This is a genomic window from Flavobacterium cupriresistens, assembly GCF_020911925.1.
In the GTDB taxonomy this organism is placed as follows: Bacteria; Bacteroidota; Bacteroidia; order Flavobacteriales; family Flavobacteriaceae; genus Flavobacterium; species Flavobacterium cupriresistens.
The window spans coordinates 999,175-1,017,807 of record NZ_CP087134.1 but is presented as its reverse complement, the minus strand read 5'-3'; the positions used below and the strand labels follow the sequence as shown (position 1 = coordinate 1,017,807).

The window sequence follows — 18,633 nt, the reverse complement described above, 5'->3', positions numbered from 1 at the left end:
TATTTTCTCGACATACGGCAGTTTTTCGGACGATGTAAAAGCTTAATTTTTCAAAAAAGAAAATATTAAAGTTGCGTTTTAACATAATTTACATATTTTTGTTTTCATCAACAACCAATTTTAATAAGAATCTATGAAAGGGAAAATTATTTTTTTAAGTTTATTTTGTTTAATGACAACTGGAGCAATTTCTGCCCAGGCTAAGAATGCTCCTAGAAGTATAATCAGTACAACAGCGCTTATTCGCAAGTATCACGATCAAAAAGAATTGAGTGGTATGCAAAAAGGTGAACTTTTGGAACTGTATATCGAGCGTATTAAAGTACTAGTTAAAACTCTCCCTTACATTGCATTGGTGACTAAACCAGGTGTTACGATGGCAGACTTAGGTATTCCGGACGACAGTGAGCACAAAAAAGTATTGGATTCTCAGGCAACTGGAACTGCTACGTTTTTGGACACTACAGTTGAATTCCAAAGAAAAATGATGCCATATTCTGATAAAGGAAATCTAATCGCAGCCATTTTATTTTACGAAAGCACATTAAAGTCTTTACATGAGTTCAACGAATTGAACGAAATGTAATATTTTAAAATTTCTGAAACCTTTTTGTCAAAGTATTTTACTTGTTAAATGATTAATATGGTGACGAGTATAAACTATAACAACTCAGTTGTTTGTTTGTATAAACTTAGTATTGATTTTTTAAGTTCATTTGTAAAGAGAAAAAGAAGTGTTAAAGTACTGTAAAACATTGTGCTTGAAGCTCTTACTCTAAGCGAGCCATAAAACAATGTAAATCTTTGATCTGTTAGAGTTTCATAAAATTTTAAAAGTAGAAGTACAAATAACAACTCGTTCTCGAAGCATCCTGATTACGATCAGATAATTCGAGATGAGTTTTTATCATATTACGCATACGCATACCCAAATTTATTATTAACCGTAATACCCCCTTATCATGAAAAAAATTACTCAAATCATCTGCATCCTTTTGACAGTAACCAGTATGAGTGCTCAGCAAGAGAAAGGAATTATGGGCTACAACAATTGGTTGAATAACTGGACCGAATTTAAGCCTAACAAAGTAGACTATGGAGAAGCAAATCAAATTTTAGCAGGAAACATTTCTGTTAATACAAAATTGATGAAAAGGAATGTTTATGTTTTACAAGGAAACGTTTATGTTACTAATAATGCTGTTTTAACTATTGAACCTGGTACGTTAATCATTGGTGATTTCGAAACTAAAGGAACATTGGTAGTTACAAAAGGTGCATCAATTATTGCAGACGGATTAGAAACTGATCCTATTGTATTTACTTCAAACCGTAGCCAGAAAAAAGCTGGTGATTGGGGAGGACTTGTAATTCTTGGTGATTCTCCAATTAATAAATTCGGAAACGCCGGTTCTTACAACCTTGATCTTGATCCTACTCTTACTACTTATGGTGGTGATAATGTTGCCGGTAACTCAGGAATTTTAAGATTCGTTAGAATCGAATTCGCAGGGAAAAAAGTAAAAGGTTTAGATTCTTTCAACGGATTAACTGTTGCAGGTGTTGGAAACAAAACAATAATTGAAAACGTAATGGTTAGCTACTCAGGTGGTAATTCATTTGCTTTCTATGGTGGAGACTTAAATGCAACTAAATTGGTTTCTTATAAATCAATCAATGATGATTTTAAATTCACACAAGGAGTTCAATGTCGTTTATACAACTCATTAGCAATCAGATCTTCTTATTTGTCTAGTACAAAAGACGGATCTCGTTGTATGGAGGTTAGAACATACGATAAGAAAAGCGAAACAGATTTTACTAAAAAACCTACTTTAGTAGTTGCTTCGAATATTACAATGCTTAACGATAGTGAAAATATTAAAGCTGACATTCAGTCTGGTTTAGTAAAAGAAGCTATTTATGTTGCAGAAACTGCATCACTTGAAATGAAACGTAGCGTGATCTCCGGATTTAATCCAGCTGTATTATTAGACAGTAAAACAGAGATTAATGATGCCAATCTTAAAAAAATCAGATTTGAAGAAATGTATTTCAACCTATGTAACGGAAATATCTTTACAGAATACAATTCTAACAATGAAGATTTAGAGAGCTGGTATGGTAATAGCGTATTCTTTAACGTGTATTCACAAAGTGATAACAAAGAGACATTTATTGACATCTTTAACCCAAAGAAACCTGATTTCAGACTACAATTAGGAAAGATTACGGCTTCTAGCGGAAACAGATAGATAAGACATAGATTTTTATTTTAGAGCGTAAATTTTATTAATTAAGTCCCCAGACACAATTTATGTATTCGTCTTAAATCGGACTCAAATAAAGATCATAATATAATGGCCCCAACAATAAAAAAATATTTTACTTGTATTATATTTTTGGCTTTGCCTATGACATTAAGTCTATATGCACAAAGTACAATAGAAGAACCTACTTTTTCTGTACTTAATAAATGTAAAAAGACAGCGTCAACGCTTGACCAAAACAAAGATATAGCTGAGCAACGTATCAGCCAATTAGATACTGATTCTAATCAGTTTATAGAAGGGCTATCCATCCCCAAGGATAGCCTTGCTACAACTGGTGAGTGTAATCTAATTACTTTTAAATGTGAAGAGAATTCATCAATAGCTGCTACTTATTCAGTACTTGCAAAAGATATTATTGAGAATTACAGATATGATTTTTCAGAATCATTTATAAACATTTTGTTTTTTGAAGATATAGATTTAGCCAGAACACGCACTATATGATTCAAAAAACTACTCTAATTTTTACCAAATTTTTTCTTTTATTTGGCATGTTATTCTGTGCCAACTCGAGTTTGTTTGCTCAAACGAAAGTTGTAAACCCGGAAATACTATCTTTTGATAGGATTTGTGCGGGTACGGTGCACAATGAATATAATGCCACTTTTACCTATAGTGGGTTTCCGGCAGGAACAGAGTTTACAGTTGAGTTATCTACCGATAATTTTGTAACGGTAATTCCTGCTGCTACAATTCTGCCTGTTATAAACGATACTCCTACTCAGAAAACAATAAAATTTGCGGTTCCTTCAACCCTTAAGGGATCGGATACTTATAGTCTTAGAGTTTCAACTGCCGGTTATGCAAGTCCTAAATTCACTTCATTTGCTCATAAAACGGCGTTCCCAATTTATTTTAAAGCACATGACAATCAGTATACTATAAATAACTTTAAAGGAACCGCTACATTTTGTGCGGGAGGAAGTTATTTGTTAACGATTGATCCTGATCGAGCAGATCCTTTAAATGAATCTCCTTTAAAGTATGATTTTTTAACCTATAACTGGTACAAAGATAATGGCGTTTCTGTGCCTCCAACCTTAGTCGCTGCTGCGACCGGTCCTAGTTACAGCGTAACTGCCGAGGGAGTTTATTATGTAGAAACAAATTATGGAACTTGTAGTTCTGAATCATATTCAAACCGTGTGACAGTTTCGTCATCAGGTTCCGGTTCAGCGGTTTCAGTAACCTCAAGTTTAGGGAATCCTTTTTGTTCCAGCGGAGCGGGTACAGTTTTGACTGCTACTTCAGGAAACAGTTATGTTTGGAGTAAAGATGGTAAAGTATTAGCAGGACAAACAACACGTTCTATCAATGCAAATGAAAGCGGATTATATTCGGTTGCAGTAGATTTTGGAGGATGTGTGGCTAATGGAACTATCGACTTAAAAAGCAATAGTTTTTCTGCCAGTATTGATGTGGCAGATACCTATAAACTTAAAGCTGGCGAAACTTTAAAAGTGTCCATAACTTCTGATGCGACCAATCCAACTTACGAGTGGTATCTAAATAACAATCTTATTGATGGTGCTAACACAGATACCTATCAGATAGCGGTAAGAGGTAGCTACAGAGCAAAAATTTCACAGTCTTCAGGCTGTATTTCTTCTAAAGAATTTGCATTCAGAGTTACTTCTGAGGAAGATGCAAAAACGAATGTTGTTCCAAATATTGTGAAACTAAGTAGTAGTTCTCCTTATTGGAATGTACCGGAAGTATACAAAACGCCTGATACAAAAATTACAATTTTGAGTTCAAACGGAGAAGTAATGTATGATGATGTTGGAAGTAATTACGATCCCGAATTCAATTCGTTTATAAAAGATTTTAAAAATGTTAATCCTGTTTATTACTACGTCATTAAATCCAGCTCGGGTGATAAAAAAGGATCAATAACTGTGATAAAATAATATGAAGAAAATTTACCTATTCATAACTTTATTTTACGGTTTTTCAAATGTACTCTATTCGCAGGACACAGCTGTCCCTGAGAATGGAGTTGTTTCGTTTTCGTTACCTATCAGAAATTCTTTAAAGTTTAATAGATACCTAATCAACCCTGCATTTAGCTTTGTTAGAGAGCAAAATGCCTATATAAGTTTTTACAACAAAAGACAATGGACTCAGTTTGAGAACGCCCCAAATACCTATGTTTTCGGTTATTCGGGACGTTTTAGAGAAAATGAAGCTTTTGCTTTTAGTCTTTTTCAACAAAACTATGGTCTAATGACAGTGTTTGGCGGAGTTGGAAACTTTGCTCACAATATCGTTTTGGAGGAAGACAGCAATTTAACTTTTGGTTTAAACGCGGGCATTTATCAAAGCAGTTTGAATAAAGGAAAGATTGTATCTGATGATCAGGACGTTTTAAACGCAGATTATCCTTCAAATACGATGTTAACGATCAATCCCGGGATTAATTATGGTACTGCATTCCTTGATTTTGGATTGTCTGTGAATAATTTAGTGCTGTACAATTTTGGTTCAGGAGTAGTTAAAGAAGATCCGGAAAGAGCCATTCAGTTACATGCTATGTATACCGGTTATATTGATGCTTATGGTTTTTTTGACAGAAGTAAATTTTCGGGAATCTTAAAAACAGAAATCAAGCAAGATAAAACTATCATTTCTGGACTTGCTATGGTGGCGATTCCAAAAGGAGTTTGGGCACAAGCAGGATATAATTCATTATACGGCGTTTCAGCGGGTCTTGGTGTTAATATTTCACCAAGCATTGCTATTGAATATAACTATGAAAGAGGATTGGGTAATCTGTCTAATTTAGGAGGTTCTCATGAATTTGCTATTGCTTATAAATTTAAAAACAGAAATTATTATTATGGTGATGATGAAGAAGGTTCTCTTATAGATCCTGCACAATCAAAGCCGGTACCGTCTAAAAAGACTACTGCTTCTACAACTCCGGTAACAAGAGTGAGTGGTGCAGAAAAAGCGAAGTTAGCAGCAGATACGAAGGCTAAAACAGATGCAGAAGCGCAGCAAGCAAGACTTGCGGCAGCCGAAAAAGTTCGTGCAGATGCAGAAGCTGCTGCAAAAATAAGACTAGCAGCAGATACTAAAGCGAAAGCCGATGCTGAAGCTTTAAGAATAAGATTAGCAGCCGATGCAAAAGCCAAAGCCGATGCTGTAGCTGAAGCAAGAGCAAAAACTGCCGGAACCAGAACTGTAGCTAAACCAGCAGCACCTCAAAGAACAGCAGCACAATTAGCGGCTGATAAATCGAGAGCAGATGCTGAGGCTGTTGCGAAAGCAAGATTAGCAGCTGCAAAAGCAAAAGCTGACGCAGAAGGAGCGGCTAAAGCTAAAACAGCAACACCGGTAACACCTCAAAAAACACAAGCACAATTAGCGGCTGATAAATCTAAAGCAGACGCGGAAGCCGCTGCAAAAGCAAGATTAGCAGCAGATACTAAAGCGAAAGCAGATGCTGAAGCTTTAAGAATAAAATTAGCAGCAGATACTAAAGCCAAAGCTGACGCAGCTGAAGCGAAACGTAAAACTGATGCAAAAGCAAAAGCGGAAGAAGCGGATTTACAGTCCATCTTAGCTGCCGATGCTAAGGCCAAAGCTGATTCTGATGCACTTCAGGCAAGAATTGCTGCAGATGCAAAAGCAAAAGCTGCAGCAGCTGCAAAAACAAAGGCTAGCATTGATGCTGCAAACAAAGCAAAATTGGCAGCTGATGCCAAAGCTAAAGCAGCCGAAGAAGCGGCCTTAAAAGAAAAATTAGCGGCTGACGCAAAAGTTAAAGCCGATGCAGAAGCACTACAAGCAAGACTTGCAGCCGACGCCAAAGCCAAAGCCGATGCTGAAGCATTGAAAATAAAATTAGCAGCAGATGCTAAGGCCAAAGCCGACGCAGAAGCGTTACAAGCAAAATTAGCGGCAGACGCTAAAGTGAAAGCGGATGCAGAAGCATTACAAGCTAAGTTAGAAGCCGACGCCAAAGCGAAAGCCGATGCAGAGGCATTGAAAATAAAATTAGCAGCTGATGCAAAAGCGAAAGCCGACGCAGAAGCATTACAAGCAAAATTAGCAGCTGACGCAAAAGTTAAAGCGGATGCAGAGGCATTACAAGCTAAACTAGCAGCCGATGCAAAAGCAAAAGCTGATGCAGAAGCATTACAAGCTAAACTAGCAGCCGATGCAAAAGCCAAAGCGGATGCAGAAGCGTTACAAGCTAAACTAGCAGCCGATGTTAAAGCGAAAGCCGACGCAGAAGCATTACAAGCAAAATTAGCAGCTGACGCAAAAGCCAAAGCGGATGCAGAAGCGTTACAAGCAAAACTAGCAGCCGATGCTAAAGCAAAAGCCGATGCAGAAGCATTACAAGCTAAGTTAGCAGCAGACGCAAAAGCAAAAGCCGATGTAGAAGCGTTACAAGCAAAGTTAGCAGCAGACGCAAAAGCAAAAGCCGATGCAGAAGCATTACAAGCAAAACTAGCAGCCGATGCAAAAGCGAAAGCCGACGCAGAAGCATTGCAAGAGAAATTAGCAGCTGATGCCAAAGCGAAAGCCGATGCAGAAGCACTACAAGCAAAACTAGCAGCTGACGCCAAAGCGAAAGCGGATATGGAAGCATTACAAGCTAAGTTATTGGCAGATGCTAAAGTTAAGGCGGATGCAGAAGCTACTGCCAAAGCACAAGCTGATGCAGAAGCTAAAAAATTACAATTAGAAGAAGAAGAGCGCCAGGCAAAATTAGCAGCAGATGCCAAAGCCAAAGCGGATGCAGAAGCATTACAAGCTAAGTTAGCAGCAGACGCCAAAGCGAAAGCCGATGCAGAAGCGTTACAAGCGAAATTAGCTGCAGACGCCAAAGCGAAAGCCGATGCAGAAGCATTACAAGCTAAGTTAGCAGCAGACGCAAAAGCGAAAGCCGATGCAGAAGCACTTCAGGCGAAATTAGCAGCAGACGCAAAAGCGAAAGCTGATGCGGAAGCATTACAAGCGAAATTAGCAGCCGACGCCAAAGCGAAAGCCGATGCAGAAGCACTTCAGGCTAAATTAGCAGCCGATGTTAAAGCGAAAGCCGATGCGGAAGCATTACAAGCGAAATTAGCAGCCGACGCCAAAGCGAAAGCCGATGCAGAAGCATTACAAGCAAAATTAGCAGCCGATGTTAAAGCGAAAGCTGATGCAGAAGCACTTCAGGCGAAATTAGCAGCCGACGCAAAAGCGAAAGCGGATGCAGAAGCATTACAAGCGAAATTAGAAGCTGATGCCAAATCTAAAGCCGATGCAGAAGCACTTCAGGCAAAACTAGCAGCAGATGCTAAAGCTAAAGCAGATATGGAAGCAGCGCAAGCTAAGTTATTAGCAGATGCCAGAGCTAAAGCGGATGCAGAAGCAAATGAAAAATTACAAGCTGAAGAAGAAACAAGACAATTAAAACTGGCTGAAGAAGCACGTGAAGCAAAATTATTAGCAGATGCAAAAGCCAAAGCTGATGCGGTAGCGCTACAAGCAAAACTAGCGGCAGATGCAGCAGCAGTAGCAGCAGCAAAAGCGGCTTCAGCACCGAAAGATGATACAGCAAGAGCGATTGACAATTTAACGCAGTCTTTAGATGCTTCAGGAAAAACACAAAGTGATTTATTGGAACAGTTTAATGCAACGGTAGCCAACAAACAAAAAGATTTGGACGACTTAAGAGAAGAGAATGACTTAAGCGATAAAGGGATCTACAAAGAGCCTAAACCGTTCAAAAGTGTTGCTGCTGAAAACAGTCAGTTAGAAGCTTTAAAATCACAATTGGCAGATGCCAACAGAATACAAAAAGATGAGATTGCTAAACTGACGAATTTATACAACGAAAGACTTAAAAAAGTACCAAATAAAAATGATGCTTTGAACAAAGCTTATTTGGAGAAAATAAATCAGTTGAAAGCCGCACAGCTTAAAATGGAACAAGACAGTGCAGCTTTACTTGCCAATTTAGAACGTATTAAGGCAGAAACTGAAATTGAGAAAAAACGTAGAATTAAACGAGCTGCATACGAAAATGATCAAGGAAGATATGAACAGGATTTGGCTGCTCTTAAACGTATAAAAGAAACAACAAAACTAAGTAATACACCACTAACAGCAAGTGATTTTGATTTTGGAGAAGATCAGTCAAACATGCAGATTATTAAGAATATTAAAAATTCTGACAATGGGTATTATTTAATTGTTGCTGTACACAGCAGTGTGGAGAAGAGAGATGAATTCCTTGCCAAAGCAGTAGCTTCAGGAGTTTCAAATGTGAATTTCTTTTATAATGTGACAACAAGTAAATATTACATTTATTACGATAAATTCGAAGGATTATCAGATGCTCAAAAAGCACTGGAAGCTAAAGGCAGCAAACCATACAATGGGAAAATGGTTATCGCTAAAGTGGAAAATTAATATCAATAAAAAGTTGTGCCCTTCTTAATTTTTGGGAAGAGTCTAAATAATAAAAATTTAAAATACTAATTGTTTTTATTCACTAATGCCCCTTAGAGAATAAAGTTTAAGTAAATAAAAAGGACTATGAAAAAACCTACTATTTTTAAAACATTAATTGCAGTTGTGTTCTTATTGCTCAGTTTTTCTTCTTATTCTCAGTTAAGAAAAGAGTTTGCGACACGTTATAAAAACAACTTGAATGGAGATATTTTAGTTATTGGAAACAATATCTTAAATAGAGAAACCGATAAGAAGGGAGAAAGTGCTAACGATGCTTATGATTTAACAAATGAGGTGAATGATAATTTCACTATGAAGTATATTAAGGTTGATAAAGACGCTATTAAAAATTCAAGTTCCTCTGAATTAGTGATTCCTAAAGGGAGCAAAAATTGTTATAATATTGTTTATGCGGCTTTATATTGGTCGGGAACCTACAATAGTAAGGATGCTGATAGAACTACAATTTCTAAGATAAAACTAAAAACACCAAACAGTAAAGTTTTTGAAAATATTGAAGGAATTGTACTTCATGATGAGGGAAAAGAAGGTGTAGTTTCGCCTTTTGCATCATTGCCTTATGCTTGTTTTAAGGATATTACCGATTTTGTAAAGGCATCAAAGGAAGGGGTTTATACAGTCGCAGATTTGGTTTGTTCTGAGGGGAAATTTTCTCCTGGAGGTAATGCTGCAGGATGGTCTATTTTTGTGGTTTACGAAGATCCTTTATTACCTAGTAAATTTGTTACAAGCTTTGATGGTTTTAGTATTATTAGAAAAAACGATCCACCTTTAATTGTTCCAATTTCGGGGTTTCAGACTAATCCATTCGGTGATGTAAATGTAAAGTTGGCTTTTAGTGCACTAGAAGGTGATGCAAAGTTGGATGGGGATGGTTTAGAAATTAAAGGTTTAGATGCTATAGACCCACCACCAGCAATTAAGTCTGTTTACGGACCTGTTAAATCATTAGTAAGAAAAATAATTGGAAAGGTGCCGAACTTTTTTAATAGCACGATTACTGATGGAGATGTTATTTTAGCAGGTCGTATTCCTGCGAGTATCAATACGTTGGGTTATGATGCGGGTGTGATAAAAGTTGATAACCCTGGTAATACTGTAATACAGAATAAGGAAACGAAAGCTGAGTTAAGGATAAGTACTTCATCAGATTCTTATTATATGTTTTTTAACGCGTTAGCGGTAGAAATTATTGCTCCTAAAATAGTTCTTAAAAAAAATGTATTAGATAAGGATGACAAAAATATTGGATTACAACCGGTAAAACTGGGACAAGAACTTAGATATGAAATTAAGTTTAGAAATGAAGGGAATGACAATGCTAAAAATTTCACGATTACCGATGTTCTTCCGAATAATATAATTTTTGATGAATCAACTGACATCTTAATTATGGACTCTGCTATTAAGGCAACTTATACAGCAGCTACAAGAACTCTTGTATTTACAGTACCGGATAGTTTTGTTATTGCAAAGGGAGCAGAATATCCAATTAAATTTAGAGTTAGAGTTGTAAAAGATTGTAATGAATTAATCGACGCTTGTTCTAATGAAATAAAAAATATAGCTAATTCCAAATATTATGGTGATAAAAACACTACGGAAGGAGGATTTGGTGAAGGAAGTTTTTCTAATATTTCATCCTGTAATGTAGGATCACCAACATCTACCAATTTCTTAGTTGGAATAGATGATTGTCTATTTAAGAGAGATGTATCGATATGTGATACTGCCATTTTAAAAGCGGCTAATGGTTATGCCACTTATGAATGGAGGGATCAAAACGATGTTGTTTTTGGAGGTAACAATCAACAAGTAACAGTAACCAAAGCCGGAATTTATAAGGTAAAAAATAGTGGCGCGGTAAATTGTAAAGACATAGAACAAACTTTTAACGTCATTGATTATCTTACCGGAGCAAAGAAAAATCCAATAAAAGGAGACAATATAGATCCTCTAACAGGTGAGGTGATTACTTGTGTGCGAGACGGTAAACCTTTTCCTAAGATCTTTTTATGTGGTTTAAACGATAAAAGACCATTAATGACCGGAATTATTGGAGCAGAAAGTATTGTTTGGCAAGAAACTAAAGATCTTCCGGCAACTCCGGGTCCGGATACCTGTCCTTATGAAGGAGCAACAAACTGGACAACGGTTCAAACCGGACCTGACTATATTGCCGACAGACCTGGTGTCTTTAGACTTGTAGTGAATTACGGTAATACTTGTGTCGCTACTTATTACTTTAATGTGTATCAAAATTTACTTGATCCAAAAGCAGATAAACAAGATATAATTTGTGATACTAAGGGATCGATCACGGTTACAAACCCGCTTCCAAATACCGGATATTCTTATAGTCTTGACGGTGTAAACTACCAAGCTTCGAATGTATTTAATAATGTACCGAAAGGGTCTTATGATGTTCAGATCAGACAGACTGTATTTGTAAATGGAGAAATTTCATCTTGTCCGTTTCATGTTCAAGTGAATGTCGAAGAACTTATTTTTAGCACAGAAATTACAGCAACACATCCACGTTGTAATGGTGAATTAGGGACAGTAAAAGCGGTTATTAACAATGTACCGGGTCAATTTAGATTCATCCTAAGAGCAGTGGGAAGTGCGGTTGAGATTCAGAATTCAGGACTTATTGATAATAATTATGTCACATTTACAGGTGTTGCACCAGGTAAGTATGAGGTTTTAAGCGCAACAAATCATAATGGTTGTAACAAAATCGACGAAATAGAAGTTTTCGATTATCGTTTAACTGCTTCGGCTAATCTTACCAAACCGCTCACAGCTTGTGCTGATGGTGAAATTTTAGTATCAGTAAGCGGTGGAACTCCAAGACCAGGACCACCACCTTATTATTTATACTATGTAAATGGCAGTACAGATTATGTTACAGATCCAAAAATTCCGGTAACAAGACCTTTACCAGCTAGTGGAGAATACAATATTGTAGTAGTAGATGATAAGGGATGTCGCGTTACAATACCACCAATAAAAGTTACGGATATTCTTAAACCTACTGTAACATTCAATACCAAAAATGGTAAATGTTATAATGATAACGGAGGAGAAATTTCAATGGTGGTTACGCCATCAAATTCTGGTTATACAGTTTCTTATAATGTAGATGGTGGTGCTTATACTACATCGCCTACTACTAACCTTAATCCGGGTAAATACAGTGTAATCGTTAAATATACTTATGGTACAGATGAATGTTTTGATCCAGCCAGAGAAGTAATCGTTGGAGGACCAGCATCAAAATTGACTGCATCAGCGGGAGTTGCCGAATTATCAGGTTGCGGACCAACTGGTCATGAAAACCAAGGATTGGTAAGAATTACAAATGCTCAGGGAGGTATTCCTTTCGCTGCGCCAAATTTATACCGTTATAGTTTTGATGGTGGAGGTACATGGATTACTTCAAATCAGGCTTATGTAGAGCCAAGAGCCACACCTTATGTTTTATTGATTAAGGATGCTGCAGATTGTATTTATGAAATGTCGGGTATTGTTTTAGACCCGAAACCGTCTGATCCGGTTTTCACTGTACAACCAACAGCCTATACTTGTGACGGAAAAGGAACCACTACGGTTACCGTAACAACCGATCCAAGTACAACTTATACCTATGAGTATTATTTAGGAAAAACCTTAAATACTAATGTGCCACCAAATGTCTTTAAAGATGTTCCGGCTGGTACTTACGATATTATTGTAAAATATAAATTGGTATCTGCTCCAACTTTCAGTAATTTATTGAAAGAAGATTTTGGTAGCGGAGCCCCAACAACTTCGCCAGGTATTGCTTCTGCATATTGTTTTAATGATCAAAGAGTTTTAAAGCCTTATCAATGTCCTAACCCAACAAGGTCGGTTGAAGATAATCAATATTCTGTTGCAAGTTTCTTTTGGAGAAATGACGATTTGTTAAGCAATAATACAGGAGCATGGTTTCACTTTAAAGATCATACCACAAATCCAAATAATTTAAACAATACTGGAGATCCTAATGGACGATTTTTATTGGTAAATATTGGATCTGCAGCTGGAAAATATGGTGTTCTTTATAGTAAACCAATTGTAGACGTTATTCCTAATCAGGATATAATCGTAGATTTTTACGTCGGAAACTTATTAAATCCAGGTGTTGGCGATGCATCTAAAGCTCCATATATTAAAGTTGAATTAGTTAATTCTTCAGGACAAGTTGTTGCAACAGATAATACTGGGGCAATTGCACCTGGTGCTTATGATGTAAACAGGAGAAAATGGGTTCCAATTAGTATAAAAATGAACCCAGGTAATAATACAAACTTAACTTTTGTCGTACGTTCAGGAAGTGAAGTTTATGATGGTAATGACTTAGTTATTGATGATATTTGGGTCCGTCAATTACCAAAATCATGTTTGTCTGAGCAGAATCTTAAACTTATTATTCAAGATAAAAAAGCATTTACAGCTACTGTAAAAGGAATTAAAAATATAAAATGTAACGGAGACAAAGATGGTGGTTTCAGTATTGTTGCTGAAAATTTCGATACGGCGAAAGGTTACTTTTATTCCATAGATGGAGGAGCGACATGGGCTAAATCAACAACTGCTCAAGTTGATATTTCAGGTAAAGCAGCTGGTGACTATGATGTTCGTGTGAGATACGACAATCCTGCAGCACCATCTGGAATACTTTGTAGTGTTACGATACTTACAAAAATTACGACACCTACTTCATTTGTTTTAACTGCTAAAGCAAGTATTGCAAATTGTAAAACCAATGCAACCGTTACTGTAACGGCGGCCGGAGGTGTTGAACCTTATGTTTTAACACTAAAAGATAAAAATTCACCGTTTACTAAAACTTTCCCGGCGGATGGAATACTAACGAATATCCCACCAGGAACTTATACGGTAACCGGAACAGACGGAAATTTATGTCCGGGTACCACAGGTTCAGATTTAATTATTGATAAACCGGTAAAACCTACAGCAGAAGTAGTAGCCAATACAGGTTTGTGTTTTGATAATAATAAAGCGGAAATTACGGTTACTATTAAGGGCGGTATAGGACCATATACCTACCAGGTAAAAGTTAACGGCGGAACCTACAGCGATCCTAGTCCTAGTTTTGCAGGGCCAAGTTTTAAGTACACAGCAACTGCTACAGGAACGTACGACTTCTTAATTACAGATGATAATAATTGTGAAGCTCTTGCAGTAAGCCAAAAAATTGACGCCAAAATTACGGCTAAAACAGAAATTAAAAATACACTAAGCTGTGACCCGGTTGCGCCAAATGCTACTATAGAAGTTACTATAGAAGGTGGTACTGCACCATATAAATATGTGGTTAAAAGAGGTGCTACTACCTTATTTACAAGTAGTGCTATTACAGGACCAACCTTTACCTATTCTGCAGATACAGCCGGAACATATACTTTTGATATAGAAGATGCTAACAAATGTACTTTTAGTATTGACAGAAAAGTTGACGGTAAAGTAGCTGTAACAGGAAAAGAAGAAGTAGAAAATGTAACTTGTTTTGGAGCTAACGATGGTAAAGTTAAACTTATAGGTTTAACAGGAGTAGCTCCGTTTACTTTTCAATTTGATGGTAAGGGACTTTTTATTAGTAAAGATACTTATGGTCCTTTAGTAGGTTCAGTTGCCGGTACTGAATATACTTATATTGTTAAAGATGCTAAAGGTTGTCAGATACAAAATAAATTTAAGGTTTTCCAACCTGAAGATTTAACAGGTACAGCCTCAATAACGACCCCATATACCTGCGATAATCCTGCTACTATTACAGTTGCAAGTGCAAGTCTTTTTGGTGGAAATGGTTCTTATAAGTTTACATTGTATAAGGATGGAGTAGCGGTAGCCGGTCCACAATCAACTTATGTATTTAGTGGTTTAACAGCAGCGGGTGTTTATACCGTAACTATTACAGATGCCAAATCATGTCCTAAAACAATTCCTGCGGGAACTATAGTAGCGTTAAACCCGCCTAAGGGAATGACACTTACTCCTACAGCAATAACTTGTCCAACTAATAAAGCGAATGTAACCATTTCAAATGTTGTCAATGCAGCAGGAATTGCTGTGCCAACTACAGGGTTAAAATATAGAATGCTTTTACCTACAGTTGGTGCTTATCAGCCAAGTAACGTATTCGCTGGTTTAGATGCCGGTATTACTTATAAGTTTGAAGTAGCAGATGCCAATAATTGTAAATTCGAGAAAGAAATTTCTATTGCCTCATTGCCAACTATTTCGGTAACAGTTAAATCACAAATCAATGTGATGTGTTTGGGAGATTCTAAAGGATCAGCCATATTTACTGTTTCAGGAATGGGGAATAGTGTAGCTTATAGTTATACAGTAGATTCTGGGGCAGTTCAAACCGGAACATCTCCGGCAGCAGGAACTTCATTTGAGATCTCTGTACCAAATTTAAATGCAGGTACACATTCAATTACTGTTACTAATACAGCAACTACTTGTTTTGCTACGCAAACGGTAAATATTTTAGCACCGACAGCAGCTTTAGCTTTAAATTTACCAACATTAACGCATGTTACTTGTAAGGAAAAAGGAACCGCTATTATAAACACAGTTGGAGGTTGGTTGCCATACACTTATGTAGTTACACCAACTGCTCCCGCAGGTACTGCTATTACGCAAACGGTTAAAACGTTTAGTAATTTAACAGCAGGAACGTATTCTGTTGTCGTAACCGATTTAAATGGCTGTTCAAAAACTCAAGATTTCACGATCAATGATAAAGTAGCTATAGACGTAAAAATAGATGTAACCTCAGATTTTTGTGCTAAAGGAGCCGGAGCTACGATAAAAGTATCTCCTAATACAGCACCAAATTATGTTTATAAGTTAGACAACGGAACCACTCAGAATCATGGAACGTTTACAAATGTAACTCCGGGTGATCATAAAATAACTGTAACAGATATTGCTACAGGATGTGATAAAACGTTAACAGTGCCAACTATTGCTTTACCAATAACAGCAAGTATCAAGATAGATAAAGACCTGGATTGTTCTCTTGGTTCACCGGATGCAGTAATTAGCGTATATAATATTGCGGGCGGTTATCCAAATTATAAATACAGAGTAAATACAACAGGTAAATTTACTTCGGAACCTTTTACAACACTTTCGACGGGACAAACATCGTTTACGCATCCGGTTAGTAGTGCTGCTACTTATTATTTTGAGATTTCAGACACTAAAACTTGTTCAACAACTGTAGATCAAAAGATAAACACATTAGTAAAATCGGTTGTTACTGCTGCAACTCCTACTGCTATTAAATGTAAAGGAGGCGCTACAGGAACCATTACGGTATCAACAAATCCTGTTGCTGGAAGTTATACCTATGTTTTAACGCCAGTTGCTCCAACTACAGGTTCAGTAGTTTCACAAACGACAAGTAATGTATTTACAAATGTAAAAGCAGGAACGTATAGTGTTACTGTGATAGATGCGAAAAGCTGTCCTTCTCTACCTGTATCCGTTACAGTTACAGAACCTGCGATTGCTTTGAGCGCTACTGCTTCTGCAACAAAATTAAAATGTGGCCCTGCAAATGCACCACAAGCTGCTAAGATTACAGTAACAGCCAGTAATGGTACTCCATTTGCAGGAGGAACATACAAATACGATTTTGGTGCTGGATATGTAGATTCAAATGAATTTACAACCAATACGCCAGGTGTAGTTAATATTATGGTCAAAGATGCCAATGGTTGTACATTTCCTACTTCAGCGACTATACTTGCATTAAAACCACCGACAGGTTTAGCTTTTGATCAGGAACTGGTTATCACTTGTGATCCTGCAAAATTAAATACAGATTTAAAAGTTACAATTACGAATGGTATATCACCATTTAAATACGAAATTACGAGTACAACAGCAGCAATTGCACCGGCAAGACCTGTTGAAACAGGAATTGTAGCGCAGTCGCATACTTTTACAGACTTAGCCCCGGGTAAATATTATTTTACTATTACAGATGCTAACGGTTGTACAGTAAGTGATAATTACGAAATTAGCAATGTAGCACTAATTAGTGTTAACGGAGGAGTAGATACAAATGTAACATGTAATGGCGCTGCCGATGGTAAAATTAAATTTACTGTTGGAGGAAACATTGCAGGTGGCTATACCTATACTTTAACAGGAAGCGTATCAGGTCCAATTACCGGAGGTGTGAAAACAGGAGATACTGTTCTTTATTCCGGATTAAAAGGGAATGAAACCTATACTTTTTCAGTAATCAATAGTGCGACTACATGTAGAGATTCCGATAGTGTTGTATTATCACAACCTGCTGCAATTATTAATTTGAAAGCTACCGCTTCAAAGGTTTTCTGTTCACCGACAGTAGAATCCAGAATCGAAGTTACCGCTTCGGGTGGGGTAGCACCATTGCAATTTGCCGTTGTAAAATTGGGCGTAACTCCTGTGGCTGCAGATTACAATACTTCAGGTATTTTTACTAAAAACACGACTGTTGATGGTTTAGCCTATGTTGCTTATGTAAAAGATAAAAACGGAAATTGTTCTCAGAATATTCCGGTAAATGTAGTACGAGATGCAGCACCAACAGTAGATCCAATAGGAACAACTTGTTATGAAGGTGGTACCTTAAATATAACAATGTCAGGAACTGTTTTTACAGGTTCAGGTATTTTATATGGTGTTGACGGAAACTATTCTTCAAATCCAATTAAAAATATTCCGGGACCGGGTTCTTATAATTTGACTATTAAAGATGATAACGGCTGTATATCGTCGGTTTTTGTTTTAAATATCAGCAACCAATTAAAACTTACCGTAACACCAATTAAAGATGTTACGTGTAGCGCAGTTCCACCTTTTACTACTACAGATGCACAGGTTACATTGTCTGCTGTTGGTGGTGGGGCTACTTATGCATATGAGGTTAGAAAAGCACCTTCTATGACCTATTCGCCAGTAGTTGGTACCGTTTTTGAGACGTCATCACCTGGTGATTATTATTTTAGAGTTATTTCTGGTGGATGTGATGCAGTGAGCCCAGTTGCGGTAACCGTTACAACGCCAGTACCTCCGGTTATTACTGCCGTAGCGACAGGAACAAAATGTACTTCTTCTAAAGAAGGAACCATTCAAATTTCGGTTACTTCCGGTGGAGTTCTTCCGTTTACTTATACAATCGATAATTGGGTTACAAGTAATACGACGGGGTATTTTACAGATTTAGCGGGAGCAGTAGGAACTGGTTTAGGATACACCTATCAGGTTCGTGATGCTAAAGGTTGTGTGGTGTCAGGAGCGGCGCAAGTATTTGTTGTGGCACCGGATCCTATTGATTTTATTGCAGATGACCAACCAATAAAATGTAATCCATCAGGTGGAGGTTCAAGCTTAGGCTCAATTGAAGTGAAAAATGTTACTGGTGGAACAGGGCAATATACTTATTTCATTAGAAATAATTTTGGTTATCAAGATTCTTATACAACTACGGCCAGAGAAGATCACAAGTTTGATATCATTAATTTTGGTATTTATACTGTTGAAGTGCAAGATGCAAACGGTTGCCCACAACGAAAAGTAGTAGTGATGGCTTCACCTCCAAGTGATTTGGATATAAATATTACGTCAACTACATCGACTTGTGCATCAGGAGGTACTGCAATCGTTCAGGTTGTTGCTTCGGTTGGTAGTGGAAATTATTAGTTTGGAATATTAGAATCTAATGTAGCTCCTTATACGACTACCTATTATCCACCAGATGTTC

Annotated in this window: 6 protein-coding genes; all 6 read left to right on the top strand. The window is 37.1% G+C overall.

Annotated features, from left to right (window positions below):
* The first annotated feature begins 133 nt into the window (after positions 1-133).
* The 6 genes from LNP23_RS04510 (at position 134) to LNP23_RS04485 (ending at position 18,572) form a co-directional block, all read left to right on the top strand.
* On the top strand, positions 134-586 hold the full coding sequence (locus LNP23_RS04510) for a hypothetical protein (RefSeq protein WP_047774529.1): 453 nt from the start codon (positions 134-136) through the stop codon (positions 584-586).
* Positions 587-962: 376 nt separating this feature from the next.
* Positions 963-2,255, top strand: coding sequence for a hypothetical protein (locus LNP23_RS04505; RefSeq protein WP_047774527.1), 1,293 nt, complete (start codon positions 963-965; stop codon positions 2,253-2,255).
* Positions 2,256-2,360: 105 nt separating this feature from the next.
* Positions 2,361-2,777, top strand: a complete 417-nt coding sequence (locus tag LNP23_RS04500) for a hypothetical protein (RefSeq protein ID WP_047774525.1) — start codon at positions 2,361-2,363, stop codon at positions 2,775-2,777.
* Positions 2,774-4,243, top strand: a complete 1,470-nt coding sequence (gene sprC / locus LNP23_RS04495; RefSeq protein WP_230004021.1) for a gliding motility protein SprC — start codon at positions 2,774-2,776, stop codon at positions 4,241-4,243. Before LNP23_RS04500 ends, sprC begins: the two co-directional genes overlap by 4 nt.
* A 1-nt stretch (position 4,244) precedes the next feature.
* Positions 4,245-8,747 (top strand): PorP/SprF family type IX secretion system membrane protein, encoded by a 4,503-nt coding sequence (locus LNP23_RS04490; protein ID WP_230004019.1) that lies wholly within the window; start codon positions 4,245-4,247, stop codon positions 8,745-8,747.
* A gap of 126 nt (positions 8,748-8,873) precedes the next feature.
* Positions 8,874-18,572, top strand: a complete 9,699-nt coding sequence (locus LNP23_RS04485; RefSeq protein WP_230004017.1) for a DUF11 domain-containing protein — start codon at positions 8,874-8,876, stop codon at positions 18,570-18,572.
* Positions 18,573-18,633 lie beyond the last annotated feature (61 nt).